A 25,947-nucleotide genomic window follows, 5' to 3' on the forward strand; every position below is an offset into this window, starting at 1 on the left:
TCACATAAACGGCTGAGCGGGTGCGGCAAACGTGCGTGCCAGGGCTTGCCCTGCGGCATCGAACAGCAGGCAGCGCTGCGCTGGCAGGTGCAGGCGCATGGCGTCGCCCGCGTGGCGCAAGCCTTCCTCGGCCGGCAGCTTGACGGCAAGCATCTCGGCCACGCCTGGCATGCTGGCGTAGACGATGGCCACGTCGCCCAGGTATTCGACATGGCTGACGGCCGCGTCGATCACGTTGCCGTCCGCATTGTTCCCGTGCTGCAGGCTGACATGCTCGGCGCGCACGCCCAGGGTCAGCCCGTCGCCCGGCGCCACGCTCCCGCCCTGCGCTTCGACGTCGATGACGGCGCCGCCGGGCAGGCGCACGGCCACCGAGCCAGGGCCGCTGGCAACGGCCGTGCAAGCGATGAAGTTCATCTTCGGTGCGCCGAGGAAGCCGGCCACGAACAGGTTGCCGGGATTGTTATACAGCGCGTGCGGACTGCCTACCTGCTCGATGCGCCCGCCATTGAAGACGACGATGCGCTCGCCCAGGGTCATCGCCTCGACCTGGTCGTGCGTGACGTAGATCATGGTGGTTTTCAGTTCCTGGTGCAGGCGCGAGATTTCCACGCGCATCTGCACGCGCAGCGATGCGTCGAGGTTCGACAGCGGTTCGTCGAACAGGAAAACCTGTGGCTTGCGCACGATGGCGCGGCCGATGGCCACGCGCTGGCGCTGGCCGCCCGACAGGTCCTTCGGCTTGCGTTTCAACAGTGGCGTGATCTGCAGGATGTCGGCCGCGCGCTCGACGGCGGCGCGCACCTCGGCCTTCTTGTGTCCCGCCAGGGAGAGGGCGAAGGCCATGTTTTCGTACACCGTCATGTGCGGATACAGGGCGTAGCTCTGGAAGACCATGGCCAGGCCCCGCTCGGCCGGCGCGATATCGTTGGCCAGCTTGCCGCCGATATGCAGCTCGCCATCGGTGATGTCTTCCAGCCCGGCGATCATGCGCAGCAGGGTCGATTTGCCGCAGCCGGAGGGCCCCACGAAGACGACGAATTCGCCGTCGCGGATATCGAGGTCGATGCCGTGGATGACCGGGTGCTTGTCGTCATACAGCTTGACGATATTCTTTAATGCGATGTGTGCCATGGACTGTGTGATTCCTAGCTTGCGCTGGCCGGCGCGGACGTGGCGCCGGCGTCAGACTGGTCGGAGGTATCCTTCGGGCCGATGCGCATGAAGCGCGATAGGATCAATACGGGCACGGCCGACACCAGCACCCACAGGAAAAACGTCTTGTAGCCGAGCGCCGTCTGGATGTCGCCGCTGATCATCTTGAACAGCACGAAGCCCAGTTGCATCACGCCGGTGGCGAACGCATAGTGGGCCGTCTGGTACTTGCCGACGGAGACCACCTGCATCATGAACAGGATCAGGCCGACGAAGCCGAAGCCATAGCCGAACATCTCCACGCTGAGCGCGGCCGTGATCAGGGTCAGGTCGGTCGGCATGCTGTGGCTCAGGTAATAGAACACCAGATTCGGCAAGTTCATGGCCAGGATCAGGAAGAACATGGCGCGCTTCAGGCCCAGCCACGAAGTGAAGTAGCCGCCGCCGATGCTGCCCAGCAGGAATGCCACGGTGCCGGCCGTGCCGTACACGGCGCCCACTTCCGTCGTCGACAGGCCCAGCCCGCCCAGTTCGCGTGCTTCGCGCAGGAACAGCGGGCCGATGGTCTGCACTTGCGCCTCGCCGGCGCGGAACAGGATGATGAAGGCGATCATGCCCCAGATGCCGGGCTTTTTCAGGAAGTCCACCAGCACGTCCCACAGGGTGCGGCTGATGCCGGCCACGCTCTTGTCGGCCACGACCGCATTGCGCACCTGCGGCAGCGCCCATAGGTGGTACGCGGCCAGCGACAGCATCATGGCGCCGATGATCAGGAAGATCACCGACCATGCGGGCTTGATGCCGATTTTTTTCTCCAGGTAGCCGGCCAGGATCACCAGGCCGCCCAGCGAGATGAACTTGCCCGCATTGAAAAAGGCGCCTTGCCAGCCGGCGTAGGCCGCTTGCTGCTTGTCCGACAGGCTGGCGATATACAGGCCGTCGCAGACGATGTCGTGCGTGGACGAGGCCAGCGCGGCGACGAACAGCACGGCGATGCAGGCGGCGAACCACAGCGGCGTTTGCAGGGCCAGCGCGATCAGGCCCAGGCTCAGGCCACCGGCGAACTGGAACAGCACCACCATGGTCTTCTTGCTCGACGCCAGTTCCAGGAAGGGGCTCCACAGCGACTTGAAGACCCAGGCAAAGCCGATCAGGCCCGTCCAGCGGGCGATCTGGTCGTTCGGCACGCCCATGCTCTTGAACATCAGGCCGGCCACCAGGGCCACGGCGTAGAACGGCAAGCCCTGGGCGAAGTACAAGGTGGGCACCCAGGAAATCGGGCTGCGGACTTTTTTGCTGATGCTGATGCGCTGGTCGTGCATGGGGGCTTCCTTATCGAGAGACGTTTTCATTTGACTGCGCCGTCCATGCCGCGCATGAAGAAGCGTTGGGTAAACAGGAAGGCGAGCAGGGTCGGCACGATGGTGATCAGGGTGCCGGCGGCGATCACGCGCGTGCTGCTGCCGAAGGTGCCGCGCAAGTACAGCACTCCCACCGACAGGGGGAATTCATCGGGTTTGCTCATGACGATGGAGGGCCAGATGTATTCATTCCACGATTCGACGGCCGTCAGGATGCCGACGGTGGCCAGCCATGGCGTAATCAGCGGCAGCATGATGCGGCTGAAGATGACCCACTCGGTAGCGCCATCGACACGCGCCGCGTCGATCAGGTCTTGCGGCACTTCCTCGAACGCCTGCTTGAGCAGCAAGATGGCCACGGCCGTCACCACGTTGGGCAGGATCACGCCCGTGTAGGTGTCGACCAGGCTCATTTGCGTGATGGTGATGAAGTTGACGAGGAAGTTGACCTCGGATGGCAGCACCAGGGTGGCGAGGATCAGTCCGAACACGAGCTTGCGGCCACGGAATTTCAGGCGCGCCAGCGGATACGCGGCCAGTGAACACAGCAGCAGTTTCCAGAACACGGTAAACACGGCGATCAGCACGGAGTTCTTGAAGAACGACCAGATTGGGATCGCATTGAACACTTCGATGAAGTTGTCGAAGGACGGCGCCTTCGGCCAGAAGGTGGGCGGGAAGGCAAAGATATTGCCTTCCGTGGAAATGGCCGTCACCAGGGTCCACCAGAAGGGGAAGACGCAGACGACGGCGATCGCGCACAGCACGGCATAGTGGCCCAGTATGTGCAGGCGCGTTTTCAGGGAGCGGGAACGGGTTGTCATGGTCATTCCCCTGTCAGCGGTGCTTGGGTTTGAGGTAGCGCAGACACAGCAGGGCGATGCCGATGCAGAACAGCGAGACGACGAAGCTGGCCGCCAGCGCGCGCGGCAGTTTCAAGTGCTTGAGGCCCTGGTCATACGCGTAGTACAGCGCCGTGAAGGTGGAGTTCATCGGGCCGCCCTGGGTCAGCACATCGACTTCCTGGTAAGCCTTCAGGGCCGCCAGCACGGACAGGATGGAGCACAGCATGATGGTGGGGCGCAGCATCGGCACGGTGATCTTCCAGAAGCACTGCCAGCGGTTGGCGCCATCGAGCATGGCCGCTTCCTGCATGTCCGACGGGATCGATTGCAGGGCCGCCAGGTACATCACCATGTACCAGCCCAGGCCACGCCACAGGGTGACGAACATCACGGCAAACAGGGCCAGGCTGTCGTTCGACAGCCAGCCCACGGGCGCGTTCACCAGCTTCAAGGTCATCATCGCGTAGTTCAGCGCGCCCTGTTCGTGGAACATGAAGCCCCACATGATGCCGACCACGGAAACGGTGGTCACTACGGGCACGTAGAAGGCGGCGCGGAACAGGCGGATGCCGGGCAGGCGGTTGTTCACCAGCACGGCCAGCACGATGGCGCCCACCTGCACGAAGGGCACCATCAGTAAAAACATCAGCGAGTTTTTCAGGCCCGAGACGAACATCTCGTTGTTGAAGATGTAGCGGAAGTTATCGAGGCCGACAAAGCGCGTCTCGCGTATCAGGCTGTAATCGGTGAAGGCCAGCACGGAGCCGTAGCCGACGGGCCAGAAGGAAAAGGCGGCCAGCAGCAGCAGGGCGGGGGTGAGGAAAAGCCAGGCTTGCACGGTATGGCGGTGGGTAAGTTTCATGGCGTCCTCAGTGGCGCGGCAGGGTGGCCAGCTTGCGGTTCCAGATGGCGACGGCCTGGTCCAGCGCCTGCTTCACATCCTGCTTGCCCGTCACGCCCGCCTCGACGGCTTTCACCAGCGAGCGGCGCAACTCGTCGTAGTCGTCGATGCCGGCCACGTACAGGGTGCGCGAGTGGCCCATCGACAGGGCGCCGGCGGCCACCGCCTTTTCGGCCGCACCCGCGTTATGCGGCGTGGCGAGGAAGAACGGGTCGGCCGCCGCTTTCACCGTGGTGGGGAAGACGCTGGCCTGCTTGGCGAAGGCCAGCTGGTTCTCGTCGTTCGTCAGGAAGCGCGCGAACTTGCCGACCGATGGCAGCTGGCGCGCCGGCACGCCTTTCGGAATGGCGAAGTGGACCAGCCAGCCGCCGTCGGCGATGCCGGTCGGGCCCAGCGGTGCGGGCGCCACGTCGGTGATGGCGTAGATGTCTTTCGCATCGCCGCGGATGCGCTGCATGGCCGTGGGCGGCGCCAGCAGCATGCCCAGGCGGCCGCCCTTGTAGGCGTCGATCACGGCGGGGAAATTGTCTTCGGCGAACAGGCTTTCCTTCAGCAGGCCGCCCACTTTATAGGTGTCGGCCAGTTTCTGCACCAGCGCCACGTGCTGCGGCGAATTGAAGACGGCGCGGTTGCCGGTGATGACGGCCAGGCCCTGCTGCATGAACAGGCCATCGATCTTCGACAGGGCGGGCGCGATGCCGGCCTTGCCCGTGCGTTGCGCGATCTGCCGCGCGTACGCCAGTTGTTCATCGAGGCTGGCGGGGCCGCGCGTGAGTCCCGCCTGTTTGAAGATGGCGGTATTGAAGGCGATCACCGCGACATTGCTGTACATGGGAAAACCGTAGGTGCCGCCCTTGAAGCGCAAGTCGTCCAGGGCGCTGGGAATGTAGCTGGCGCGCGCTTCCTTGATCAGGCCATCGACGGGCGTGAGCAAGCCGTCGCGCGCAAATTCGTCGGCCCAGGGCACGTTCAGGCTGACCAGCGCGGGCGGCGTGCCGGCCACGATGCGCGTGACCAGCTTGGTCTGGATGACGTCCCACGGGAAGTCGATCCATTCGATCTTGACGTCGGGATTCTGCGCCTCATAGCGCGCCACCACCGCATTGAAATACGGCGTGAACTTGGGCTTCATGCTGAAGGTCCAGAATTCGATTTTCTCGGCAGCCCATGCCTGCGGCGCGAGCAGGCCCGCGCAGGCAACAACCGCCAACAGTCTCTTGATCGTCATTTTTATCCTGGAGCGTGGCGCTCCAATGTCCATGAGTCCGCGGCGCGGGTACATGCCCTTGCCGTCGCTTATATTCGGGTGCTACGGACGGCCGCCGCGCCCCGTGCCGGGGGCGCAGCTGCCGCTTGCTGCTTAATTGGTTTTCGTAACCTTGCTCAGGTGACGCGGCGCATCCGGGTCCATGCCGCGCGCGGCCGACAGTTTCGCCGCCATCACGTAGAAGGACTGGATGGCGACGATCGGATCGAGATCCGGCGTGGCCGCCACGGGCAGGGTCAGGTCGCGCTCGGCCACATCGCTTGGCGCCGCCAGCAAGACCTTGGCGCCACGGCCGCGCATCTCCGTTGCCAGCTGCAGCAGGCCGGCTTGCGTCGGGCCGCGCGTGGCGAAAATCAGCAGCGGGTAACCGTCTTCGATCAGGGCCATCGGGCCGTGCTTGATTTCGGCGCCGCTGAAGGCTTCCGCCTGCAGGGCCGAGGTTTCCTTGAATTTCAGCGCCGCTTCCAGCGCCACGGGGAAGCTGATGCCGCGTCCCACGACCATGATGTTGCGGGCCGGAGCCAGCACGTCGATGGCGGGCGACCAGTCGACGCGGGTCGCTTCGAGCAGCGCTTCAGGCAGCGCTTCCAGGCCCGCCTGCAGTTCAGGGTCGTTCTGCCACTGGGCCACCATGCGCGCGCCGGCGACCAGGCTGGTGATGAAGCTCTTGGTGGCGGCGACGCTTTGTTCCTTGCCGGCGCGCAGGGGCATGGCCCATTCGGCGGCGTGCGCCAGCGGCGACTCGATATCGTTGACCAGGGCCACGGTGGTGGCGCCGCCGTCGCGGAAGTAGCGGATCGGCTCGACCACGTCAGGGCTCTGGCCCGATTGCGAGATCGAGATGGCCAGCGTGTCGCGCGTCACCAGCGGCGACTTGTTCAGGGTCACCAGCGACATCGGCAGGGACGCGACGACACGGCCCAGGCGCGCCATGATCAGGTAGGCGACGTAGTTGCAGGCGTGGTCCGAGCTGCCGCGCGCGATGGTCAGCGCGGTCGAGAACGAGGTGCTCCTCAATTTGCGGCCCAGTTCCGCGTAGCGTTCCGTGTCGCTGGCCAGTTGCAGGGCGACGCATTCGGCGGCGGAAATGGCTTCTTTAAGCATCATTGAGGTCACAGATTTCTCCTTCTATATACACAGCTTTGAGTTTGAGATCGCGATCGAGTACCACCAGATCGGCGTAAGTACCGGGGGCCAGCCGGCCGCGTTCTTCCAGGCCCAGGTAATCGGCGGCATTGGTCGACACGCGCTTGGACGCGTCGGCCAGGTCCAGTCCCAGTCCCACCAGGTTGCGCAGCGCCTGGTCCAGGGTCAGGGTGCTGCCCGCCAGCGTGCCGTCGGGCAGACGCACGCCGCCCATGCATTTCTGCACGGCGTGGCGGCCCAGCATGTATTCGCCGTCCGGCATGCCGGTGGCGGCGGTCGAATCGGTGACGCAGTACAGGCGCGGGATGGCGCGCAGGGCCACCTTGATGGCGCCCGGATGCACGTGCAGCAGGTCGGGGATCAGTTCGGCGTATTCGGCGTGCGCCAGGGCGGCGCCGACCATGCCAGGCTCGCGGTGGTGCAGGCCGCTCATGGCGTTGAACAGATGCGTGAAACCCATGGCGCCGTGTTCCAGCGCGGCCACGCCGTCTTCATAGGAACCGAGCGTGTGGCCGATCTGCACGCGCACGCCGGCATCGGCCAGGGCGCGCACCAGGTCCAGGTGGCCGGCGATTTCCGGCGCGACGGTGATGACGCGCAGCTTGGCCAGGGTTTGCAGGCGTTCGATTTCGGCCAGGTTGGCGGCGCGCGCATAGTTCGGCTGCGCCCCCAGCTTGCCGGAATTGATGTACGGACCTTCCAGGTGGGCGCCCAGCACGCGCGCCGTGTTCGGGCGGCGGTGGTTGGCGGCGATGCCGATGGCCGTCAGGGCCATGTCGATATCTTCCGGCGGCGCCGTCATGGTGGTGGCCAGCAGGCTGGTGGTGCCGTGGCGCGCATGGATGGCCGCGATGGTGTAGACGGCTTCGCCGCCTTCCATGATGTCCTTGCCGGCGCCGCCGTGCACGTGCAGGTCGATAAAGCCCGGCAAAATATAGTCGTCGCTGTTGCCCGACGGGTGAAGGGATTCGCCCGTGATGCTGTCGACGCGCTCGCCGAAGGCGATGGCGCCGTGGATCCAGCCGCCGGGGGTAAGGATATTGCCTTTGATAGTGCTGCTCATCTGCGCGACTCCGCTACGAATTCATAATAATCACTGCGGCAATACGAGTGGGTCAGTTCCACCGCTGCGCCGTTGTCGAGATAACTGACACGGGTGATGTGCAGCATGGCTTCACCCGTCTTGATATTGGCCAGCTTGGCCTGTTCCGCCGTGGCGTTGACGGCGCGGATATGCTGCAGCGCGCGCATCGGGATGGTGCCGCGCGACTCCAGGTAGCCGTACAGCGAATCGGTCACCTGCTGCGGGTCCGGCATGTAGAGCGCGGGGATGGTGGTCGTTTCGATCGCCATCACCACTTCGTCGGCCGTGCGCAGGCGGCGCAAGCGCGCCACCGGCATGTGCGGCGACAATCCCAGCGACAGCAGCTCCAGCGGCGCGGCCGAGCCGATATCGCGCTGCAGCCAGCGCGAGCCGGCGGTAAACCCCCGTTGGCGCAACTCTTCCGAAAAGCTCGTCAGGCGCGACAGCGGCTGTTCCAGCTTGGGCGTGATGTAGGTGCCCGAGCCGCGCTTGCGTGTCAGCATGCCCCGGTCGCACAGCATGTCGATGGCCTTGCGCGCCGTGACGCGCGAAATTTCCAGGATGTCCGACAGCACGCGCTCGGAAGGCAAGGCCTGGTTGGCGCGCCAGTCGCCGCTGGCGATGCCGTCCGACAGCATGTTCGCCAGCTGCATGTAGAGCGGCGTGTCGCTGGCCGGATTGGGTTTGAAGGCGGACAGTTTGGCCAGCATGGTCATTGCTCCTGCAAGTACTTGCGTATCAGGCGCAGGCCGCCTGCGGCCGAGTCGCCCTGTGCCGGCACGACCAGTTGCAATAAGTCCGCCGGCAGGTAGCTCGACAAGGGCGCCGCCAGGCCGCCGCACAGGGCCACGGGCAAGGTGCCAGCCGGATCGAGCGCCCTGGCGATGAGGGCGATCTGCTGCCCCGCATCCGTCAGGATGGTGCGCGCCACCGCATTGCTGGCCGCGTGTTCGAGCACCAGCCGCGCCAGTTGCGCGAAATTGGTCTGGCTGGCGGCGGCCAGCCACACCTGCATGGCGTCGCGCTGGCCGCCGCAGGCATCGATGATGGCCGTGGCGAAGGCGCTGCCGGGCACGCGCCCGTCGACCACCTGCTGCGCGTGGTTGATGGCGCGCATGCCGATCCAGGCGCCGCCCGCCTCGTCGCCCGAGGGGAAGCCCCAGCCTCCCACTTCATGGCGGCTGCCGTCCGCGTGCAGCACTTCGCCCACGCTGCCCGTGCCGATGGCAACGATGGCGCCCGGCTGGCCCGCGTGCGCGCCCAGCAGGGTGGTCAGGGCATCGGATTCGAGTGCCACAAAGGCATAGCCGGGATTGTGTTCGACGAAGCTGGCGGCCCACTGCTTGTTGTGCACGCCGGCCAGGCCCAGGCCGATGGCCATGCGCTGCAGCGGCGGCTGTTCCAGGCCGGCGGCGCGGAAGGCCAGGGTGACGGCATGCGCCACGGAAGTCCAGGCCCGTTCGATGCCCAGTCCCAGGCCGGAAGGGCCGCTTTGTCCCTGCGCCAGTTCCTGGCCATCGAGGCGCGCCAGGCGTACGCGGGTTCCGCTGCCCCCGCCGTCGACGCCGATTATGTATTCGATCATGTTGTGCAGTCCCGCGTTTGGTTGAATGCGCCTGTCTCGGTTCTTTTATTTGTCGGGCGGCGAAAAAGCTGAAGGCACTATATTGTCGCCCCGATGGCTTGTCAACAGGTATTTAAGTGGTATTAACAAATGCGTTGCACGATGGCGAGCCATGCCCGAGGGCGTGATTGCAAGTGATTGTTAATAAAGGAGTTTTTGTGTGTCGTGAATGGTATTGAAATTGGCCTTGTTTAATGCCAATTTTTTCAGACTGGTCTGTGCTCGGTGTTGCGTTATTGCTTGTATGCATGCTTGGCAAGGGACGCCATGAAGAGTAAAGTCCGCCTTTTACACCTGAGTTGGAAGAGCATGATGAACGACAAGGCAGCAAAGAGCGAGTACTGGGACGACTGGCAGCAAGAGGCGCTGGCCGCCGGCGTGTCGGCGCTGCTGGCCGCGCTGGGCATGGAAATGATGCGCACGCACCGCAAGAACCGCTGGCCGAAGGATTTCCTGGGCCGCGAAAGCGATGGCCCGGTCATGATCGAAATGTGCCTGGAAGACGAGGCGGAAACGGAATTGTTCTTTATCGAGAACCTGTATCCCTACGATGCGGCGCTGATCGAAAAGACGCGCCGCCGCCTGTGCCTGCACTGATAGTGCGCTGACGTGTGAATGGAACGGCCGCCTTGCGCGGCCGTTTTCATGTCAGGTACTGAATTTTTCGCTGCTGGGGCGCGCGCGCATGCGCAGGCTCAGCAGCAAGATGGCGACCAGCAGCAGCGAATGGGTACCCGGTTCATGCGGGCCGGAGGCGTGCCGGCTGGCGTTCGGTGACTGGAAGCTGGCCAGCTGCATGGCCAGGGTGGCGGGCGCCGCCTGGTAGGCGGCCACTTGAATCGGCGGCGTGTCTGCCGCATGCATGTTGCCAGCGGCCCAGAACGACAGGGCCGCGCCCAGCAAGATCATCTTTCTCATCATATTGTTTGTTTCCGCCGAGGGCTGTAAGTCGATGACACATGGTCCCGCCGTATGCCGGCCCATGTCCTGTCCCCAGTTGGTATGCTTTCCGGCGCTGCTCATGCCGCACCGAAATGATATCTATTTATAAATTTCGTGTATTAAAACATAATAAAATCGAAATGCAAACGTCTTTTTGCAAATAAGTGCATGCGCTGCCTGTGCTTGCCGGGTGGGATTCATTGCATGGGGGAAATGACGTGGCATTTTCATGGGGGAGTGTCATAATGGCCCAGGCATTTCCGCCCAGGCATGGAGTAGATGATGAGCAAGGCACAGGACAGCAAGAAGGAAGCCAAGAAGGAACCGGCCAAGACCATGAAGGAAAAGAAGGAAGCCAAGAAGGTCAAGAAAGAAGAGCGCAAGCACTGATCATGCGCGTGCGCCGTGCATTGATGCGCCCGTGGCGTGCGCCGGCCCTGCTGGCGGCGTTCGCCTTGCTGGCCATTGGCGTGCCCGTGCCCGGCGTGCTGGCGCAGCAAAAGCCGCCGCCGTCCACGTTCGGGCAAGTGGTGGGCAATGCCGTGCTGTGCATCGACCAGATCGACAACAAGGCCTTCTATGCCTATTTGCTGACGGCCTTCGGCCCGGCCTACAAGCATGAAGGGGGCGCCTACTGGTTCCGCACGGACGCTACCTTGTGGGGCGCGCCGATTACCGACGTGATCGTCAGCGACGACACCAGCCCCCTCGTCTTCATGGGCGTGGTGGCGGACGCGACGCCGGAAAAGCTGGAACCCGCCATCCGCGGCGCCTCGGGCCTGCGTTTCAATAAACTCGACAATTCCGCCTTTCCTGTCCGTGGTTCCGTGCCTGGCAGTAAAATCGTCTACTTCCGTAGCAAGGCGAAAGTGTATTGCGCCAAATACAAGCCGTTGCCGCCCGCCCGCACCCGATGAGGGGTTCGGCTTGGCGCCGCGCATTTTGATCGTTTCATCCGCAGGGTCTCCATGTACACGCATTATTTCCAGCTCAAGCAATCGCCGTTCTCGATCGCCCCCGATCCGCGCTACCTGTTCATGAGCGAACGCCACCGCGAAGCGCTGGCGCACCTGCTGTATGGCGTGGGCAGCGGCGGCGGCTTCGTGCTGCTGACGGGAGAAATCGGCGCCGGCAAGACCACCGTGTGCCGCTGCTTCATGGAGCAGATTCCGGAAAACTGCCAGCTCGCGTATATCTTCAATCCGAAACTGTCCGTCGAGGAATTGCTGCTGTCGATCTGCGAGGAATTCCGCATCGCCGTGGCGCCCGGCGTGGCCAGCGTGAAAGGCTATGTCGACGCCATCAATGCGCACCTGCTGGCCAGCCATGCGCAGGGCAAGAACAATGTGCTGATCATCGACGAGGCGCAAAACCTGTCCGCCGCCGTGCTGGAGCAGCTGCGTTTGCTGACCAATCTGGAGACGAGCGAGCGCAAGCTGCTGCAGATCATCCTCATCGGCCAGCCGGAATTGCGCGCCATGCTGGCCCGGCCGGAACTGCAGCAGCTGGCGCAGCGCGTGATCGCCCGCTATCACCTGGGGTCGCTGACGGCGGACGAGACGGCCAGTTATATCCGCCACCGCCTGGCCGTGGCGGGCAGCACGGCGCAGACGCCGTTCGCGCCGCGCCTGATGGCGCCCATCCATGCCATGAGCCACGGCGTGCCGCGCCGCATCAATCTGCTGTGCGACCGCGCGTTGCTGGGCGCCTACGTGGAAAACCAGCCGCAGGTGACGCGCCAGATCCTGCGCCGTGCCGCCGAGGAAGTGTTTGCGGAAGAGGGCAAGCCGGCTGCCGGACGGGGCCTGCGCTGGGTCCACGTGACGGGCGGCGTGCTGGCCGGCGCCGTGGTCACGGCCGCGCTGGCCTGGCATTTCATGCCGCGCCCGTCCGCTGTGCCCGCTGTACCTGCCGTGGCAGCCTCTGCGCCGGCCGCATCCAGCGTGGTGGTTGCCGCCGCCTCCACGCCCGCGCCCGTCAGCGTGCCGGACCGCAACGCCGTGCTGCGCCAGCTGGCCAGCCTGTGGGGCGAGCAGTTACCGGCCGGCGACGCTTGCCAGGCGGGCGCCCGCGCCGGCCTGCGCTGCCTGCACAGCCGGGGCGGCATCGCCGAGCTGCGCGTGCTGGACCGTCCCGCCATGCTGGCCTTGCGCGGTGCGGAGGGTGTGGAACAGCTGGCGCTGCTGACGCGCTTGCAGGACGAGACGGCCACACTGATGCTCGATGGCAAACAGCAAAGCCTGCCGCTGGCCCAGTTGGCGCAGCGCAGCGATGGCATTTTCACGACCTTCTGGCGCGCCCCGCGCAACTGGCGCGACGAAGTGCCGCTGGGCGCCCGCGGCGCCGACGTGGACTGGCTGGCGCAGCGCCTGGCGCAACAGCAGGGCTTGCCGGCGCCGGCCGCCAATCTGCCGCTGGATGCCGAGATGCAAGGCCTGTTGCGCGCCTTCCAGCAGCGCCAGAACTTGCGGGCCGATGGCCTGGCAGGCCCGAAAACATTCATACGCCTGATGCAGCTGGGTGACAATTCGGAGCCGCGCCTGAGCAGCGCAGCTCCTGCCGTGGCGGCGCCCGCTGCGACGGCGATGGTGGCGGGGAAATAAGATGTCCTACATACTTGAAGCACTGAAAAAATCGCAAGCCGAGCGCCAGCTGGGCGAGTTGCCGTCGATCCACGCACCGCAGGTGCAGCTGCACGATACCGCCGCGTCCGGCGTGGCGCGGCGCGCGCCCGTCTGGCTGGCGCTGGGTGGCGTGACGGTGGCCGTGGCCGCCGCGCTGCTGCTGTGGCAGCCTTGGCAGGCAGCGGCCAACGTGCCTGCGGCGATTCCTGTCGTTCCAGCCGTGCTGGCCCAGGCCGTGCCCGCGCCGGTGCCGGCAGCGCCGCCACCAGCGGCTCCCGCGCCTGCGCCAGTTCCCGTCGCGCAGGTCCCCTCCGTGCCGGCGGCGGTCACCGCCGCCCCCGTGCACCATGCCAGACCTGTGCCGGAGCCGAAACAAGAGTCGCCAGGGCAGGCGGCTCCGCCTGTCCCCGCTCCCGCTCCCGTTGCGGCGCCGACCATGCCCGCGCCCGCGCCGTCAGCCGAAGAGACGGTGCCCGGCATGCGCGACTTGCCAGAGCCGATACAGCGGCAAATCCCCCCGGTCGCCATCGGCGGCTATATCTACTCGAAGAATCCGGCCGACCGCCTGTTGTTGATCGACAAGGTCCTGCGCCACGAAGGCGAGGAGCTGGCGCCCGGCCTGGTGCTGGAAAAGTTGCAGCCGAAGGCAGCCATCTTCAGTTTCAAGGGCTACCGCTACCGCGTGCCGTATTGAACTGTTGCGCATCAAGACCGGACCGCCATCGCTGAACCATACTGGCCAGGCCTGGTCGAACCAGGGTCGCTGCGACCGTGTGCGCGGCCGGGGAGTTCCGATGATTGCTGCCGTAGCTGGTGAGGGTGTCCTTGATGTGGGTGTGCCTGGAAACCTGGCGCACATCGACCATATCGTCGTGCTGATGATGGAAAACCGCTCGTTTGACCACATGCTCGGCTACCTGAGCCTGGAAGGCGGGCGCGCCGACATCGACGGCTTGCAGGCCAGCCATGCCAACGTGCATGCGGGCGTGACCTACCCCGTGCACCATTTGCGGCGCACGGCCTTCGGGCCGCAGCAAGATCCGTCGCATACGGGCATGTCGGTGGCGCAGCAATTGCAAAACAATAACGGCGGCTTTGTCGGCGACTATGCGCAAACGCATCCGGGCGACCCCGATATCGACCTGGTCATGGGCTATTACAATGGCGCCGACTTGCCCATGTACGATTTCCTGGCGCAGCAGTTCTGCGTCTGCGACCGCTGCTACAGTTCCGTGCCGGGCGCTACCTGGCCTAACCGCCTGTATGCGCTCAGCGGCAAGGCGGCCGGCAGCAAGGACAGCAAGCGCGTGCCCCTGTATGCGAACAAGTCCTTCGTGCGCCACCTCGAGCGTGCCCAGGTCAGCTGGAAATTTTATTCCGCCTGGAAGCCCTGGAGCCTGGCGCTGACGGACGACCATTACCGCTCGTCCGAATGGTACGAACCGTTCGGCTCCAGCGCGCGCCGCTATGGCTTCATCGGCGATGCCCTGGCGGGTGACTTGCCCTCGGTCAGCTGGATCGATCCGCATTTCTTTGAGAATGACGACCATCCGCCGGCCGATATCCGCGCCGGCCAGGCGCTCGTGGCGCAGGTCTACCAGGCCCTGTCGCGTGGTCCCGCTTGGGCGCGCACCTTGCTGATCCTCAGCTATGACGAACACGGCGGCTTTTTCGACCATGTGCCGCCTGGCCCCGCCATCGACGACGATCCCGCGTTTCGCCGCTACGGCGTGCGCGTGCCCATGCTGCTGGTGTCGCCGCTGATCGCGCCGGGCAGCGTCAGCCACGAGGTGGTCGACCACACGTCGATCATCAAGACCATCCTGCAGCGCTTTTGCCGCGCCGCCGATGGCGCCTTGCCCCAGATGGGCGCGCGCGTGGCGGCCGCCAGCGGCCTGGGGAACGTGCTGACCCTGGCGCAGCCACGCGCAGCGCCTGCCGTGCCCGCCGTCGTGCTGGCGCAGCGCGCCGCATGGGAGGCGGATGTGCGGGCGCAGGATTTCATGCTGCTGGCGCCCGCCTGCCCGTCTGATGGCGAGGTGGCCGCCGCTGACGCCGCCCCGTCCCAATCCGATGCCGAGGCGGGCGCGATCGCCGCCCACCGGCAATTGGCGCGCATGGCCAGGAATGCGCAGGCGGTGAAAAGTCAAACGGCGAATAAAACGGCAGGCAGGACGGCGTACAGGCGCCGGCGGCAGGGCGGCAAGCCGGCGTCCGCCGGCGGCGGGAATGGCGGGAAATCCACAGGCGCTTGATCTGGGCGATGAGGTGGGCAATGCGCGGCGCCTGTGCCAGGCGGTGGCGCCCGTGGGGCTGCGTATAATCATTCCTTCTCAATCAAGGAGTGACCATGCACGATGCGATGCCCGCACACCCGGTACTTGGTGTGATCGGCCGTTCCGGTAGCGGCAAGACGACCCTGCTGGAATTTGTGGTGAAGGAACTGGCGGCGCGCGGCTTGCGCGTCAACCTGGTCAAGCACAGCCACCATGACCTGGCGCTGGAACCGCCGCAAAAGGACAGCGCCCGCCTGCGCCTGGCCGGTGCCGCGGAAGTGCTGGTGGCGTCGCCGTACCGCTTTGCCATCGTGCATGAGCTGCGCGGCGCGCCGGAACCGAGCCTGGCGCAGCAATTGGCCCGCATGGGGCCGGCAGACCTGACCCTGGTCGAAGGTTTCAAGACGGACCCCATCCCCAAGCTGGAAGTGTTCCGCCCGGAAGTGGGGCAAGCGCCCCTGTATCCGCACGACCCGCATGTGGTCGCCGTCGCGTCCGACAGCCCGGCGCCGGCCGATTTGCGCGAGGGCGTAGCATGGCTGGACTTGAATGCGCGCGAGCACGTATTGGCCTGGCTGCTGCATAGACTGGAAAAATAAGCTAAAGGTTTGCCGGCGGCATCCGTTAACAAGAGTAGAACCTCATTGGAGAAACGTATGGACGTCGGAAGCATTGCTCAACTGTCAACCACGATGGCGGAGACAGGCACGCGGCAAGCCGTCGGCTTGACTGTCCTCAAAAAAGCCCAGGATATCCAAAGCTCGACTGCCACAGCCTTGCTGGCAGCGCTGCCACCGGTACAGTCGGCGCCGAGCCTGCCGGCCCACCTCGGTAACCGCATCAACACGACAGCCTGAGCGCAGTCCCGCGGCGCCGGTCTGGCGCTCGCCATCGCTATGCCCACACCACCGTCATCGACGGTGGCGAGTGGGCGTTTTTGTCTGTCTTCCTGCCTTCCCTTCCTTCCTGTAAAATTGACTAATTGACCATGGTTCGCCATGGCGCGGCCGATTCAGTAAAATGATGTCCACCACCTCGCGTTGCCCATGGCGCAGCCCGGGGCGCGCCATCACTTTGACCCATGCAAGAGGAATCACCATGAACAAACGTCAAGCTCTCATCGCTGCCGCCCTCGCGGGCATCTGCGCCGGCACCACCATCAACGCGGCCGCACACGATGGCCCCGCCCCCGGCGACAAGGAAAAATGCTATGGCGTGGCCAAGGCGGGGCAGAACGATTGCGCCTCGTCCGATGGCGCGCATTCCTGCGCCGGCCAGGCGGAAGCGGACAACCTGCCCACGGAATGGACGTATGTTGCCAAGGGCACGTGCGAACAGACAGGCGGTTCCGTCAAGCCCATCAAGGCCGGCAAGGCTGCCAAGCCGGCCACGCAACCGTAAGCGTCCGCCGCCTGCCCATGCCGCCGACCATCCAGGCGCTTGCCGGCGTCGGCCTGCGCGCCGTGCACTACCGCGACTTCCTGGCGCGCCGGCCCAAGGTGGGCTGGCTGGAAGTACACACTGAAAATTATCTGCAGCCGTCGGGCTGGGATCATCATGTGCTGCAGACCCTGCGCCAGGATTACCCGATCAGCCTGCATGGCGTGGGCCTGGGCCTGGGTTCCGCGCGCGGTTTTTCCGAGGCGCACCTGCAGCGCGTGCGCGCCGTGGCCGAGCGCATCGAGCCCGCCCTCGTGTCGGAACACCTGTGCTGGGGCGCCGTGGCGCAGCGGCAACTCAACGATCTGTTGCCGCTGGCCTTGAACGGCGCCGCCCTCGATTTGCTGTGCGCCAGGGTGGGGCGAGTGCAGGATGTGCTGAAAAGGCCGATCTTGCTGGAGAATGTCTCCACTTACCTGCGTTTTGCCGACGATGCCATGAGCGAGACGCAATTCTTGGCGGAACTGGCGCGCCGCAGCGGCTGCGGGTTGCTGCTCGATATCAATAACTTGTATGTGAACCAGTGCAACCACGGCGAAGACGCCTTGACGGCCATGCAGTCCATTGCGCCGGGCAGCGTGGGTGAGCTGCACCTGGGCGGCCACCTGCTGACGCCGCACGCCGTGGTCGATCACCATGGCGCCGCCGTGGCCGATCCCGTCTGGGACTTGTATGCGGCTGCCTTGCTGCGCTTTGGCGCTGTGCCCACCCTGATCGAATGGGATACGGATCTGCCGCCGCTGGATATCCTGCTGGGCGAGGCGGACAAGGCGCAGGCCATGCTGGCGCGCCATGTGCCGCAGACGCCATGGCAGGGAGCGGCGCTGCCGTCCTCGCCAGCGCCAGTGCCGCTCGACGCGCTGGCGGCTGGCCAGCAAGCGTTTGCCGCAGCCTTGCTGGATACGGCGGCAGCCTTGCCGCCGTTCGCGGGAGACGCGGTGCCACAGCGTTTCTCACTGTACCGCGGCAGCCTGGGCGCCAACTGGCGCCGCACCCTGAGCCAGGTCTACCCCGTCGTGCTGGCGCTGGTGGGGGAGGAATTCTTCGGTGGCCTGGCGCACGCGTATGGCCGGCAGATGCCATCCGATAGCGCTGATTTGAATCAGTTTGGTGCCCGTTTCGCCGATTTTCTCGCTGTGTTCCCGCCCGTGGCGGAGTTGCCCTATCTGCCGGACATGGCGCGCTTGGAATGGGCCTTGCACCTGGCACATTACGCAGCCGATGCGCAGGGCCTGGCGCCAGAGGCGCTGGCCGCCCTGCATCCCGATCAACTGGAAGCGCACTGTTTTACCTTGCATCCCGCTTGCGTTTTGCTGGCGTCCGGCTGGCAGGTGGCGGCCCTATGGCAGGCGCATCAGGATGGTGAAGGGCAGGGGATGTTTCCGCAAGAGATGCAGGTGGCCAGCTACGCGCTGGTATGCCGGACGCGCTGGAAGGCGCAGGTGCTGGTACTGGATGCGGCCGCGCATGCGGCATTGCTGGCCTTGCAGCAGGGGCAGACCTTTGGCGCCGCGCTCGATGCGGCGTTCGAGCTGGATCCGGCATTTGACCTGGCCGCATACTTGCGCCAGTGGCTGGCGCATGCCGTATTGACGGCGTGACGGTTTAGTACGCCTATCAAAACCTACTACGCGTCGTAATTTGCGGTCTGCGATGCTCACTGTACCTTCGTACAGTTGCGCTTCTCAACCACAACTTCCTTCCGCTCGCTACGGTTTTGTCAGGCCTTGTTATTCGAAGGCCCGCAGCACGCGCGCTTCGCCCGTCTGATCGCGGTACAGGGTATTCGCGGCCAGGGTGGCGTCCATCATGCGCGTCACTTGCTCTTCTTCAAAGCGGGCCAGCTCGGCCGTGGCCGCGACGAGGGCCAGTTCCAGCCTGGCGCGCGCCCCCTGGTACAGGCTGCTGGTGTATTTGTCTGTGTTGCGCAGCAATTCTTCCGCGTTTTCTATTACCTGGCGCAAGTCGCCGATCAGGCGTTCCTGGCTGCGCGTACCTTGTTCGGGATGGTCCATGGCGCTTCCCTTCTGCAATCGATATTTATCTGGCAATAACGACATGTTGCAGCTTGATCCAGGCAGCCGGCTGGCAGCGGTGATGGCTGGAAGCATGGGGCTGCTTTCGCGCCCCATGCCGGCATCAAGCGGGGCCGACGACCGTGATACGGATATCGCCCACGCTGACGACCTGGCCGGCGCGGATCTTGGCGGTCTTGCGCAATTCCTTCTTGCCATCGACCTTCACCACGCCGCTATCGACCATGACCTTGCCTGCGCCACCGCTGTCGCACAGGCCGACCAGCTTCAACAGCTGGTTCAGCTCGACGAACTCGGATGTTAAATCAAAGCTTACTTTTTGCATTGTATCCCTTATTGCAATGATGTGTTTTAAACACTTGATGACGACCTCAACTAATCCCTAGTTTACCTGAAGCCGCCAGCAATGCAGGGTGCAGCCTCAGCTTTTGTTGGGACGCGTCATCTCCAGGGGCACGATCCACGCGCCAAATTGCTCTTCCGTCACAAAGCCCAGGGCCAGCGCCGCGTCCTTCAGGGTCGTGCCTTCATGCTGGGCCTGCTTGGCGATTTGCGCCGCCTTGTCGTAGCCGATGTGCGGCGCCAGCGCCGTGACCAGCATCAAGGAACGCTCCATCAGTTCGGCGATGCGTTCGCGGTTCGGCGCGATGCCGTGGGCGCAATGCTCGTCGAAGCTGCGCATGCCGTCGCCCAGCAGGCGCGCGCTTTGCAGAAAGTTGTGCGCAATCAAGGGTTTGAAGACATTCAGCTCGAAATTGCCCGAGGCGCCGCCCACCGTGATGGCGACGTCGTTGCCGAAGACCTGGCAGCACAGCATGGTCAGCGCTTCGCACTGGGTAGGATTGACCTTGCCCGGCATGATGGAGCTGCCCGGCTCATTTTCGGGGATGGTGATTTCGCCCAGGCCGGAACGGGGGCCGGAGGCCATCCAGCGCACGTCGTTGGCGATTTTCATCAGGGCCGTGGCCAGGGTTTTCAGTGCGCCATGGGCGGCGACGAGGGCGTCGTGGGCGGCCAGGGCGGCGAACTTGTTGCTGGCCGTCTCGAACGGCTGGCCCGTCAGGCGCGCCAGCTCGGCCGCGATGCGGCCGGCAAATTCCACGTGGGCATTCAAGCCCGTGCCCACGGCCGTGCCGCCGGCGGCCAGTTGCAGCAGCGGCGGCAACGATGCCGTGATGATGTGCTCGGCAAAGTCCAGTTGCGCCACGTAGCCGGAAAATTCCTGGCCCAGGGTCAGCGGCGTCGCATCCTGCAAATGGGTGCGGCCGATCTTGACGATGTCGGCAAATTCCGTGGCTTTCGCATCCAGGGTGGCGCGCAGCTGGCGCAGCGGCGGCAAGACCGTGTTGGCAACGGCCAGGGCGGCGGCCACGTGGATGGCTGTCGGAAAGATATCGTTCGAAGACTGGCCCAGGTTGACGTCGTCGTTCGGGTGCAGCAGGCGCTCGGCGCCCCGCAAGCCGCCGATCAGCTCGGAACCGCGGTTGGCCAGCACTTCGTTCATGTTCATATTGCTTTGCGTGCCAGAGCCCGTCTGCCAGACGGCCAGCGGGAATTCCGCGTCGTGCTTGCCGGCCAGCACTTCGTCGGCCGCCTGCGTGATGGCCACGGCTTTCTTGCCATCTAGTAATCCCAAGTCCAGGTTGACGTGGGCGGCCGCGCGCTTGACGGTGGCCAGGGCGGCGATCAGTTCGGGCGGCATCTTTTCCGTGGAAATGTGGAAGTGCTCGAGCGAGCGCTGCGTTTGCGCTCCCCACAGCCGGTCGGCGGGTACGTCGATCGGGCCGAAACTGTCGCGTTCGATTCTGCTACTCATGACATCCCTTTCATCGATAGAGGTGGATCGAGTGTACTCCAGGCGCAAAAAAGGCACAGGATGATGCTGTAATGCATCATTTTTACCCTGGCCTATCTATATTTTTGCGTTTTCCTGCCGTTAAAGACAGGCGAGTTCCCCTTATTTACCCTGTTATCAAAGTGATCAGTCCATGCAGAGCAGCAGTCTTCCCCGTTGGTCCCTGATCGCGTGCGCCGCCGCCAGCCTGGCCTTGCCGCCCGTCATGGCGGCCGAACTGGGCGAGATGGCCGTGCTGTCGCATGTGGGCCAGCCTCTGCTGGCCGAAATCGAACTGACGGCTCTGGCGCCCGAGGAAGCCAATGGCGTGGCCGTGCGCCTGGCTTCGCCCGATGTGTACCGCGGCGGGGGCATCGGCATGGATCCGGCCCTGCAAACCTTGACGATCAGCCCGCTGGAACGCGGCGGGCGCCACTATGTGCGCGTGAGTACCCGGCAAGCGATCCAGGCGGGCCATGTGCATCTGTATTTGTTGCTGGGCAGTGGCAATGGCGCCGTCGTGCGCCTGGGCACCGTGTGGCTGACGGCGGCCCCGCCTGCTGCCGCTGCCGTCAGTGCGCCAGTCCGGCCCGCGATTCCGTTGCCTGCGCCCGTATCCGCACCGTTGCCACGGGCTGCGGCCGGCGCGCCGTCACCCGATGCCGCCGCGCTGGCGGCCCGCGCGCGCGCCGAGGGCCTCGTGCGCCCGGCGCGCGTGTTCGTGCCGCCGGCCGCGCCCGCGCCGGCTGTGCCCGCGCTGCGTCCGGCGCCGTTGCGCCGCGCGACGGCGCCCGTCGCCGCCTGCGCGCCGCAGGCCAATGTGGAGCAGGCGCAAGCGTGCGTGGCGCTGGATGAGAAAAACGCGGCTTTGAATGAGAAGCTCGGCGAATTGGAAGGCAAGCTCGGCGCCTTGCAAAAGGCGCTGGCTCAGCCTGCCACCGCTGCCGCCGTCGCTGCGCCTGCTGCCGCGCCGGCCGAGGCGCGGGTGCCGCATGCCAAGCCCAAGCCCCTGGTGCCGCCAGCGGGCGAGAAGGCGGCGGGTGGCAATGGCTTGCTGTGGCTCGGCATCGGCACTCTGGTCTTCCTGTTGCTGACGGCGGTCATCGTGTATGTCGTGCGCAAGCGCAAGCAGGCGGCCGGGCCGGGCGCGCCGTCGAAATACTGGGTCTTGCTGCGCAAGCCTTTCAGCCGCAAGAAGAAGGATGTGCCCGTGCTGACGGAAGCGGTGGAAGGCGGGGTAGGGGCTGAGCCGGAACCGGAGCCGTTCTCGCGTTAACGCTGATGCAAGGCGGCACGACAATTTGATATAAAAAAAGATATTGAAAAAATACATGGAAACGCTTGCCAATCGCGTTGCTTATTTCTTAAAGATGGTGATATGATTAATTCAGTGGACTTGCTCTACGATAAAACAGCCCCAGCCTGGCGCAGTCACCAACGATAGTGTGGCGCGGCAAACAGGTGTAGCGTTGCATAAACGCCTGGGTCTGGAAGCGGTTTGCGATGCCGACGATGTGCTCGCGAACGCCGGATGCAACCGGCAGCGAGGCGACGCCAGGAGATACCTGGGGCTCGCCTTCCAAATTCCCCTTCCTTGCCTGGTGCCGCAGATGGCGCGCTCCCTGGCACGGAGACAGACGCAAAAAAAGCACCCGCAGGTGCTTTTGTCGTTTCTGGTGCTGCAAGTTTCTTACATGCGGGCGCGCGAACCTGGCATGGCGCTCGGCAACTGCGTCATCCACGGTTCCGTGATGCTGCGGATTTCGCGGTCATTTGCCAAGATTTGCTTGAGCAAGTCGATCTTGCGCAGGCGCGAGGCGCCGGCCAGGGCGGGTACCTTGCCTGTCATGGTCGCGCTGGCGGCGCTGGCGCACTGGTTTTCCAGGGTATCCAATCCATCCCAGTCGCTCGAACGTGCGGCCAAGACCATTTTATTGGTCATTCCTGCAATATTTTCATACATCGAGAGAACGTCGTTGGAGGTCATGAGCACACCCGTAACTAGTGAATGGATTACCGCTTGTCTAGATTAACGGCGGCTGCAACGGGAACTTGAGGGTGTTTTTGAAAAAAAATGAAAATAATTTAGATGATTGCTTGCCTGCTGCCGGAATCGCCTCCCAAGACGCATGCCTGCTGGCGTCGTGGTGACCGGGGAATGTGTTGCGGCGCTTCAAAACGCGTTATGATTTTGCATACTACTGTCGTTACTTTGCCTGAAAGGATCACCATGCGCGTTGTCACTGCTGCCGCTTCCTCTTTCCCTGCTTCCTGGCGCAAGCGCGCCATGGCGCTGGCCCTGTCCGGCATCGCCCTGGCCGGGGGTGTCGTCCACGCGCATGGCCAGGAGGCGGCCGCCAGTCCTGCCGCCGCGATGGCGGCACCCACGGCTGTCTTGCCCGGCGACGATTTCTACGATTACGTGAATGGCGACTGGCTGCGCGGCACGGAGATTCCCGCCGACCGCAGCAGCTGGGGCTCGTTCGCCATCCTCGCCAATGCGACCAACGAGCGCATCATCGCCCTCGTCGAAGGCCTGGCGGCGGCGCCGCAGGCGGATGCATCGGCGCGCCAGGTCAGCGATTTCTACCGTTCCTGGATGGATGAGTCAGCTATCGAAGCGAAAGGCTGGGCGCCGATCAAGCCGCTGCTGAAGAAGATCGATGGCATACGCGACCAGGCAGGGCTGGCCCGCGCGCTGGGCGAGAGCTTGCGCGCCGATGTCGACCCGCTCAATGCCACCAATTTTTATACGGAAAACCTGTTCGGCCTGTGGGTGGCGCAAGACTTGAACGACACCACGCGCAACGTGGCCTACCTGCTGCAGGGCGGGCTGGGCTTGCCCGACCGCGCGTTCTACCAGGGCGACAGCGCGCGCATGCAGGGCTTGCGCGCAGGCTACCAGGCGCATATCGCCGCCATGCTCAAGCAGGCTGGCTACAGCGATGCGCCGGCCCGCGCCGCGCGCGTGTTTGCGCTGGAACAGAAAATTGCCGCCAGCCACGCCAGCCGCGAGGATTCGGCCGATGTCGCCAAGGGCAATAACGCGTGGCGTGCCGCCGACTTCGCCAGCAAGGCGCCTGGACTGGACTGGAAGGCCTTCTTCCAGGTGGCCGGCTTGGGCAGGCAGACGGACTTCATCGTCTGGCATCCGACGGCCATGACGGGCAGCGCGGCGCTGGTGGCGAGTGTGCCGCTGGCCACATGGAAGGATTTCCTGGCCTTCCACGCGATCAATCATTTCAGCACGACCTTGCCGAAAGCGGCCGCCGACCAGCGCTTCGCCTTCTACGGCAGCGCCTTGAGCGGCACGCCGCAGCAGTCGCCGCGCAGCAAGCGCGCGCTGGCCGCGACGAATGCAGCCCTGAGCGACGCCGTCGGCAAGCTGTACGTGGAGCGCTATTTCCCGCCTGAATCGAAAGCCCGCGTACAGGACATGGTGACGAATATCGTCGCCGCCTTCTCGCGCCGCATCGACAAGCTGGACTGGATGGCGCCGGCCACCAAGGCGCAGGCGCAGGAAAAACTCAAGACCCTGTACGTGGGCGTCGGCTATCCGGAACGCTGGGACAGCTATGCGGGCTTGCGCGTGGTGCGCGGCGATGCGCTGGGTAATGTGCAGCGGGCGGAACAGTTCCACTACCGGCAGGAGCTGGCCAAGCTGGGCCAGTCGCCTGACCGCAAGGCCTGGGCCATGCCGGCGCAGCTGGTCAATGCCGTCAACCTGCCGCTGCAAAATGCGCTGAACTTTCCGGCCGCCATCCTGCAGCCGCCATTCTTCGACCCCCAGGCATCCGATGCGGCCAACTATGGCGGCATCGGCGCCACCATCGGCCACGAGATCAGCCACAGCTTCGATGACCAGGGCGCCCAGTTCGACGCCCAGGGCAAGTTGCGCGACTGGTGGACGCCGGCCGACCTGGCGCATTTCCAGACCGCATCCAAGCAATTGGTGGCGCAGTTCGCGGCCTACAAGCCGTTTCCCGACCTGAGCGTGAATGGCCAGCTGACCCTGAGCGAAAACCTGGCCGACCTGGCCGGCGTGGCGGCCGCGCATGACGCGTTCACCTTGTCGCAGCAGGGCAAGCCGGCGCAGGCGGATGCGGACCGCGATTTCTTCACGGGTTATGGCGTCAGCTGGCGCAGCAAGGCGCGCGAAGCGGCGGCGCGCCAGCAAATCCTCACGGATGGCCATGCGCCGGCGCAATACCGCGCCGCCACCGTGCGCAACCTCGACGCCTGGTACCCGGCCTTCGACGTCCAGCCGGGGCAGCAGCTGTACCTGGCGCCGGAACAGCGCGTGCGCGTCTGGTAGGTTATAAAGCGGTGCCAGCGCGCAGTGCGCTGGCACCGTAAAATGGCGGCACATATCGACAGGACCGCCATGAAGCCAACCCCACCGCAAGACCCCATCCACGCCATCACCGGGCGCACCCTGGCTCATTACGACGCCAGTGCCGAGCAGTTTTTCGAAGGCACGCGCGACCACGACGTCAGCCAGAACATCGCCGCGCTGCTGGGGGCCATCGGCAAGCCGGCGCCCCTGGATATTCTCGACCTGGGCTGCGGCCCTGGCCGCGATCTGAAAGCGTTCACGGCCATGGGCCACCATGCGACGGGCGTCGATGGCTGCCCCCGCTTCGTCGAGATGGCGCGCGCCTACAGCGGCTGCACCGTATGGCAGCAGGATTTCGTCGACCTCGATCTGCCCGCCGCGCACTTCGACGGCGTGTTTGCCAATGCCGTGCTGTTCCACGTGCCCAGCGCCGCCTTGCCCGGCGTGCTGCGCGCTTTGTACGCGTGCCTGAAGCCCGGTGGCGTGCTGTTCAGCTCGAACCCGCGCGGGCAGAACCAGGAAGGCTGGAATGGCGCGCGCTATGGCAGCTATCACGACGAAGCGACGTGGGCCGCCTACGTGCAGGCGGCCGGTTTTACCTTGGTCGAGCAGTACTACCGCCCGCCCGGCTTGCCGCGCGACCAGCAGCCGTGGCTGGCCACCGTGTGGCGCAAGCCCGTGTGATCGCCGATATTGGCGCAAATTGAGCATGTGTTAGGAACCGTACAGAGCCTTTGATCCCCCTTGCGTACTATGGATACATCGACACGCAGCAAGCAGTTTGCAACAGCGTGTGAGCCGCAGTACCGGCCCTTCGGGGCCGGACAACAGATGTACCAACTACAGTGAGGATCCATCATGAACAAAGATCAAGTCGAAGGTAAACTGAAGGAAGTCGGCGGTAAAATCCAGGAAGCCGCTGGCAAAGTCGTCGGCAGCGAAGAACAGCAAGCCAAGGGCCTGGCAAACCAGGTCGAAGGCAAAGTGCAGAAGAAGGTTGGCGACGTCAAGGATGCGGTCGAGACCGTTACGCGCAAACCTTAAGCTGACGCACGCTCAATAAAAAAACCGCCGCC

27 protein-coding genes are annotated in these 25,947 nt (G+C 64.7%); 13 read left to right on the plus strand and 14 right to left on the minus strand.

Annotated elements, in window-relative coordinates; genetic code table 11:
• The 9 genes from LSO07_RS07335 to LSO07_RS07375 all read right to left on the minus strand — a co-directional run bounded on the left by LSO07_RS07335 (nt 1) and on the right by LSO07_RS07375 (nt 9,344).
• Nucleotides 1–1,134 carry an ABC transporter ATP-binding protein gene (locus tag LSO07_RS07335; protein ID WP_151093074.1) on the minus strand — a complete coding sequence of 378 codons (1,134 nt, stop codon included), beginning with the start codon at nt 1,132–1,134 and terminating at the stop codon, nt 1–3.
• Between the two features lie 14 nt (nt 1,135–1,148).
• Nucleotides 1,149–2,477, minus strand: coding sequence for an MFS transporter (locus LSO07_RS07340; protein ID WP_151094087.1), 1,329 nt, complete (start codon nt 2,475–2,477; stop codon nt 1,149–1,151).
• 26 nt (nt 2,478–2,503) lie between these two features.
• Nucleotides 2,504–3,340 carry a carbohydrate ABC transporter permease gene (locus LSO07_RS07345; protein ID WP_080753349.1) on the minus strand — a complete coding sequence of 279 codons (837 nt, stop codon included), beginning with the start codon at nt 3,338–3,340 and terminating at the stop codon, nt 2,504–2,506.
• A gap of 13 nt (nt 3,341–3,353) precedes the next feature.
• A complete protein-coding gene (locus LSO07_RS07350; RefSeq protein WP_151093076.1) occupies nt 3,354–4,223 on the minus strand; it encodes a carbohydrate ABC transporter permease in 870 nt (289 codons plus the stop codon).
• 7 nt (nt 4,224–4,230) lie between these two features.
• Nucleotides 4,231–5,490, minus strand: a complete 1,260-nt coding sequence (locus tag LSO07_RS07355) for an ABC transporter substrate-binding protein (RefSeq protein WP_151093078.1) — start codon at nt 5,488–5,490, stop codon at nt 4,231–4,233.
• Between the two features lie 132 nt (nt 5,491–5,622).
• Nucleotides 5,623–6,636, minus strand: coding sequence for an SIS domain-containing protein (locus tag LSO07_RS07360; protein ID WP_034781837.1), 1,014 nt, complete (start codon nt 6,634–6,636; stop codon nt 5,623–5,625).
• The gene (nagA, locus tag LSO07_RS07365; RefSeq protein WP_034781839.1) at nt 6,626–7,738 is read right to left on the minus strand and encodes an N-acetylglucosamine-6-phosphate deacetylase; all 1,113 of its coding nucleotides are present in this window, start codon (nt 7,736–7,738) and stop codon (nt 6,626–6,628) included. The genes LSO07_RS07360 and nagA overlap by 11 nt, the downstream gene beginning before the upstream one ends.
• Complete coding sequence (locus tag LSO07_RS07370) at nt 7,735–8,469, minus strand: GntR family transcriptional regulator (RefSeq protein ID WP_052140116.1); 735 nt, start codon at nt 8,467–8,469, stop codon at nt 7,735–7,737. Before LSO07_RS07370 ends, nagA begins: the two co-directional genes overlap by 4 nt.
• A gap of 2 nt (nt 8,470–8,471) precedes the next feature.
• A complete protein-coding gene (locus LSO07_RS07375; RefSeq protein ID WP_034781841.1) occupies nt 8,472–9,344 on the minus strand; it encodes a BadF/BadG/BcrA/BcrD ATPase family protein in 873 nt (290 codons plus the stop codon).
• Nucleotides 9,345–9,692: 348 nt separating this feature from the next.
• Here LSO07_RS07375 and LSO07_RS07380 point away from each other — a divergent pair, with 348 nt between their 5' ends.
• Nucleotides 9,693–9,980: a hypothetical protein gene (locus LSO07_RS07380; protein ID WP_151093080.1), complete on the plus strand. Its 288-nt coding sequence runs from the start codon at nt 9,693–9,695 to the stop codon at nt 9,978–9,980.
• A 51-nt stretch (nt 9,981–10,031) separates the two neighbouring features.
• On the opposite strand, the gene LSO07_RS07385 is transcribed toward LSO07_RS07380, so the two are convergent.
• Nucleotides 10,032–10,304, minus strand: coding sequence for a hypothetical protein (locus LSO07_RS07385; RefSeq protein ID WP_139144691.1), 273 nt, complete (start codon nt 10,302–10,304; stop codon nt 10,032–10,034).
• A 413-nt stretch (nt 10,305–10,717) separates the two neighbouring features.
• On the opposite strand from LSO07_RS07385, the gene LSO07_RS07390 reads away from it, so the two are divergent.
• The 8 genes from LSO07_RS07390 (at nt 10,718) to bufB (ending at nt 18,266) form a co-directional block, all read left to right on the plus strand.
• The gene (locus LSO07_RS07390) at nt 10,718–11,242 is read left to right on the plus strand and encodes a hypothetical protein (RefSeq protein ID WP_151093082.1); all 525 of its coding nucleotides are present in this window, start codon (nt 10,718–10,720) and stop codon (nt 11,240–11,242) included.
• Between the two features lie 51 nt (nt 11,243–11,293).
• Nucleotides 11,294–12,928 (plus strand): ExeA family protein, encoded by a 1,635-nt coding sequence (locus LSO07_RS07395; RefSeq protein ID WP_151093084.1) that lies wholly within the window; start codon nt 11,294–11,296, stop codon nt 12,926–12,928.
• Between the two features lies 1 nt (nt 12,929).
• On the plus strand, nt 12,930–13,643 hold the full coding sequence (locus LSO07_RS07400) for a general secretion pathway protein GspB (RefSeq protein ID WP_151093086.1): 714 nt from the start codon (nt 12,930–12,932) through the stop codon (nt 13,641–13,643).
• Between the two features lie 100 nt (nt 13,644–13,743).
• Nucleotides 13,744–15,204: an alkaline phosphatase family protein gene (locus LSO07_RS07405; protein ID WP_151093088.1), complete on the plus strand. Its 1,461-nt coding sequence runs from the start codon at nt 13,744–13,746 to the stop codon at nt 15,202–15,204.
• 95 nt (nt 15,205–15,299) lie between these two features.
• Complete coding sequence (gene mobB / locus LSO07_RS07410) at nt 15,300–15,824, plus strand: molybdopterin-guanine dinucleotide biosynthesis protein B (RefSeq protein ID WP_151093090.1); 525 nt, start codon at nt 15,300–15,302, stop codon at nt 15,822–15,824.
• Nucleotides 15,825–15,881: 57 nt separating this feature from the next.
• On the plus strand, nt 15,882–16,082 hold the full coding sequence (locus LSO07_RS07415) for a YjfB family protein (RefSeq protein ID WP_034781856.1): 201 nt from the start codon (nt 15,882–15,884) through the stop codon (nt 16,080–16,082).
• A 241-nt stretch (nt 16,083–16,323) separates the two neighbouring features.
• Nucleotides 16,324–16,626, plus strand: a complete 303-nt coding sequence (locus LSO07_RS07420) for a BufA1 family periplasmic bufferin-type metallophore (RefSeq protein ID WP_099389461.1) — start codon at nt 16,324–16,326, stop codon at nt 16,624–16,626.
• 17 nt (nt 16,627–16,643) lie between these two features.
• Nucleotides 16,644–18,266, plus strand: a complete 1,623-nt coding sequence (gene bufB / locus LSO07_RS07425; RefSeq protein ID WP_151093092.1) for an MNIO family bufferin maturase — start codon at nt 16,644–16,646, stop codon at nt 18,264–18,266.
• Nucleotides 18,267–18,395: 129 nt separating this feature from the next.
• On the opposite strand, the gene LSO07_RS07430 is transcribed toward bufB, so the two are convergent.
• From LSO07_RS07430 to fumC, 3 genes are all read right to left on the minus strand, one after another.
• Nucleotides 18,396–18,680 carry a hypothetical protein gene (locus tag LSO07_RS07430; protein WP_034781863.1) on the minus strand — a complete coding sequence of 95 codons (285 nt, stop codon included), beginning with the start codon at nt 18,678–18,680 and terminating at the stop codon, nt 18,396–18,398.
• A gap of 124 nt (nt 18,681–18,804) precedes the next feature.
• Complete coding sequence (locus tag LSO07_RS07435) at nt 18,805–19,026, minus strand: RNA-binding S4 domain-containing protein (RefSeq protein ID WP_034781865.1); 222 nt, start codon at nt 19,024–19,026, stop codon at nt 18,805–18,807.
• 96 nt (nt 19,027–19,122) lie between these two features.
• On the minus strand, nt 19,123–20,517 hold the full coding sequence (gene fumC / locus LSO07_RS07440) for a class II fumarate hydratase (RefSeq protein WP_151093094.1): 1,395 nt from the start codon (nt 20,515–20,517) through the stop codon (nt 19,123–19,125).
• A gap of 172 nt (nt 20,518–20,689) precedes the next feature.
• Here fumC and LSO07_RS07445 point away from each other — a divergent pair, with 172 nt between their 5' ends.
• Nucleotides 20,690–21,811, plus strand: a complete 1,122-nt coding sequence (locus tag LSO07_RS07445) for a type IV pilus assembly protein FimV (RefSeq protein WP_191909599.1) — start codon at nt 20,690–20,692, stop codon at nt 21,809–21,811.
• Nucleotides 21,812–22,225: 414 nt separating this feature from the next.
• Here LSO07_RS07445 and LSO07_RS07450 read toward each other — a convergent pair whose 3' ends face one another.
• Nucleotides 22,226–22,465 (minus strand): flagellar protein FliT, encoded by a 240-nt coding sequence (locus LSO07_RS07450; RefSeq protein WP_318526560.1) that lies wholly within the window; start codon nt 22,463–22,465, stop codon nt 22,226–22,228.
• 300 nt (nt 22,466–22,765) lie between these two features.
• On the opposite strand from LSO07_RS07450, the gene LSO07_RS07455 reads away from it, so the two are divergent.
• The 3 genes from LSO07_RS07455 (at nt 22,766) to LSO07_RS07465 (ending at nt 25,915) form a co-directional block, all read left to right on the plus strand.
• Nucleotides 22,766–24,850 (plus strand): M13 family metallopeptidase, encoded by a 2,085-nt coding sequence (locus tag LSO07_RS07455; RefSeq protein WP_225317205.1) that lies wholly within the window; start codon nt 22,766–22,768, stop codon nt 24,848–24,850.
• Between the two features lie 69 nt (nt 24,851–24,919).
• Nucleotides 24,920–25,555 (plus strand): class I SAM-dependent methyltransferase, encoded by a 636-nt coding sequence (locus tag LSO07_RS07460; RefSeq protein ID WP_151093098.1) that lies wholly within the window; start codon nt 24,920–24,922, stop codon nt 25,553–25,555.
• A 174-nt stretch (nt 25,556–25,729) separates the two neighbouring features.
• A complete protein-coding gene (locus LSO07_RS07465) occupies nt 25,730–25,915 on the plus strand; it encodes a CsbD family protein (protein WP_034759763.1) in 186 nt (61 codons plus the stop codon).
• The last annotated feature ends 32 nt before the right edge of the window (nt 25,916–25,947 follow it).

The organism is Janthinobacterium sp. PLB04, assembly GCF_021165895.1.
Classification (GTDB): Bacteria; Pseudomonadota; Gammaproteobacteria; order Burkholderiales; family Burkholderiaceae_D; genus Janthinobacterium; species Janthinobacterium lividum.

What these genes read in the sequence shown, in the direction of transcription:
- LSO07_RS07335 (WP_151093074.1), bottom strand. Translation starts at nt 1,134, where the DNA reads ATGGCACACATCGCATTAAAGAATATCGTCAAGCTGTATGACGACAAG.
- LSO07_RS07340 (WP_151094087.1), bottom strand. Translation starts at nt 2,477, where the DNA reads ATGCACGACCAGCGCATCAGCATCAGCAAAAAAGTCCGCAGCCCGATT.
- LSO07_RS07345 (WP_080753349.1), bottom strand. Translation starts at nt 3,340, where the DNA reads ATGACAACCCGTTCCCGCTCCCTGAAAACGCGCCTGCACATACTGGGC.
- LSO07_RS07350 (WP_151093076.1), bottom strand. Translation starts at nt 4,223, where the DNA reads ATGAAACTTACCCACCGCCATACCGTGCAAGCCTGGCTTTTCCTCACC.
- LSO07_RS07355 (WP_151093078.1), bottom strand. Translation starts at nt 5,490, where the DNA reads ATGACGATCAAGAGACTGTTGGCGGTTGTTGCCTGCGCGGGCCTGCTC.
- LSO07_RS07360 (WP_034781837.1), bottom strand. Translation starts at nt 6,636, where the DNA reads ATGATGCTTAAAGAAGCCATTTCCGCCGCCGAATGCGTCGCCCTGCAA.
- nagA (WP_034781839.1), bottom strand. Translation starts at nt 7,738, where the DNA reads ATGAGCAGCACTATCAAAGGCAATATCCTTACCCCCGGCGGCTGGATC.
- LSO07_RS07370 (WP_052140116.1), bottom strand. Translation starts at nt 8,469, where the DNA reads ATGCTGGCCAAACTGTCCGCCTTCAAACCCAATCCGGCCAGCGACACG.
- LSO07_RS07375 (WP_034781841.1), bottom strand. Translation starts at nt 9,344, where the DNA reads ATGATCGAATACATAATCGGCGTCGACGGCGGGGGCAGCGGAACCCGC.
- LSO07_RS07380 (WP_151093080.1), top strand. Translation starts at nt 9,693, where the DNA reads ATGATGAACGACAAGGCAGCAAAGAGCGAGTACTGGGACGACTGGCAG.
- LSO07_RS07385 (WP_139144691.1), bottom strand. Translation starts at nt 10,304, where the DNA reads ATGATGAGAAAGATGATCTTGCTGGGCGCGGCCCTGTCGTTCTGGGCC.
- LSO07_RS07390 (WP_151093082.1), top strand. Translation starts at nt 10,718, where the DNA reads ATGCGCGTGCGCCGTGCATTGATGCGCCCGTGGCGTGCGCCGGCCCTG.
- LSO07_RS07395 (WP_151093084.1), top strand. Translation starts at nt 11,294, where the DNA reads ATGTACACGCATTATTTCCAGCTCAAGCAATCGCCGTTCTCGATCGCC.
- LSO07_RS07400 (WP_151093086.1), top strand. Translation starts at nt 12,930, where the DNA reads ATGTCCTACATACTTGAAGCACTGAAAAAATCGCAAGCCGAGCGCCAG.
- LSO07_RS07405 (WP_151093088.1), top strand. Translation starts at nt 13,744, where the DNA reads ATGATTGCTGCCGTAGCTGGTGAGGGTGTCCTTGATGTGGGTGTGCCT.
- mobB (WP_151093090.1), top strand. Translation starts at nt 15,300, where the DNA reads ATGCACGATGCGATGCCCGCACACCCGGTACTTGGTGTGATCGGCCGT.
- LSO07_RS07415 (WP_034781856.1), top strand. Translation starts at nt 15,882, where the DNA reads ATGGACGTCGGAAGCATTGCTCAACTGTCAACCACGATGGCGGAGACA.
- LSO07_RS07420 (WP_099389461.1), top strand. Translation starts at nt 16,324, where the DNA reads ATGAACAAACGTCAAGCTCTCATCGCTGCCGCCCTCGCGGGCATCTGC.
- bufB (WP_151093092.1), top strand. Translation starts at nt 16,644, where the DNA reads ATGCCGCCGACCATCCAGGCGCTTGCCGGCGTCGGCCTGCGCGCCGTG.
- LSO07_RS07430 (WP_034781863.1), bottom strand. Translation starts at nt 18,680, where the DNA reads ATGGACCATCCCGAACAAGGTACGCGCAGCCAGGAACGCCTGATCGGC.
- LSO07_RS07435 (WP_034781865.1), bottom strand. Translation starts at nt 19,026, where the DNA reads ATGCAAAAAGTAAGCTTTGATTTAACATCCGAGTTCGTCGAGCTGAAC.
- fumC (WP_151093094.1), bottom strand. Translation starts at nt 20,517, where the DNA reads ATGAGTAGCAGAATCGAACGCGACAGTTTCGGCCCGATCGACGTACCC.
- LSO07_RS07445 (WP_191909599.1), top strand. Translation starts at nt 20,690, where the DNA reads ATGCAGAGCAGCAGTCTTCCCCGTTGGTCCCTGATCGCGTGCGCCGCC.
- LSO07_RS07450 (WP_318526560.1), bottom strand. Translation starts at nt 22,465, where the DNA reads ATGGTCTTGGCCGCACGTTCGAGCGACTGGGATGGATTGGATACCCTG.
- LSO07_RS07455 (WP_225317205.1), top strand. Translation starts at nt 22,766, where the DNA reads ATGCGCGTTGTCACTGCTGCCGCTTCCTCTTTCCCTGCTTCCTGGCGC.
- LSO07_RS07460 (WP_151093098.1), top strand. Translation starts at nt 24,920, where the DNA reads ATGAAGCCAACCCCACCGCAAGACCCCATCCACGCCATCACCGGGCGC.
- LSO07_RS07465 (WP_034759763.1), top strand. Translation starts at nt 25,730, where the DNA reads ATGAACAAAGATCAAGTCGAAGGTAAACTGAAGGAAGTCGGCGGTAAA.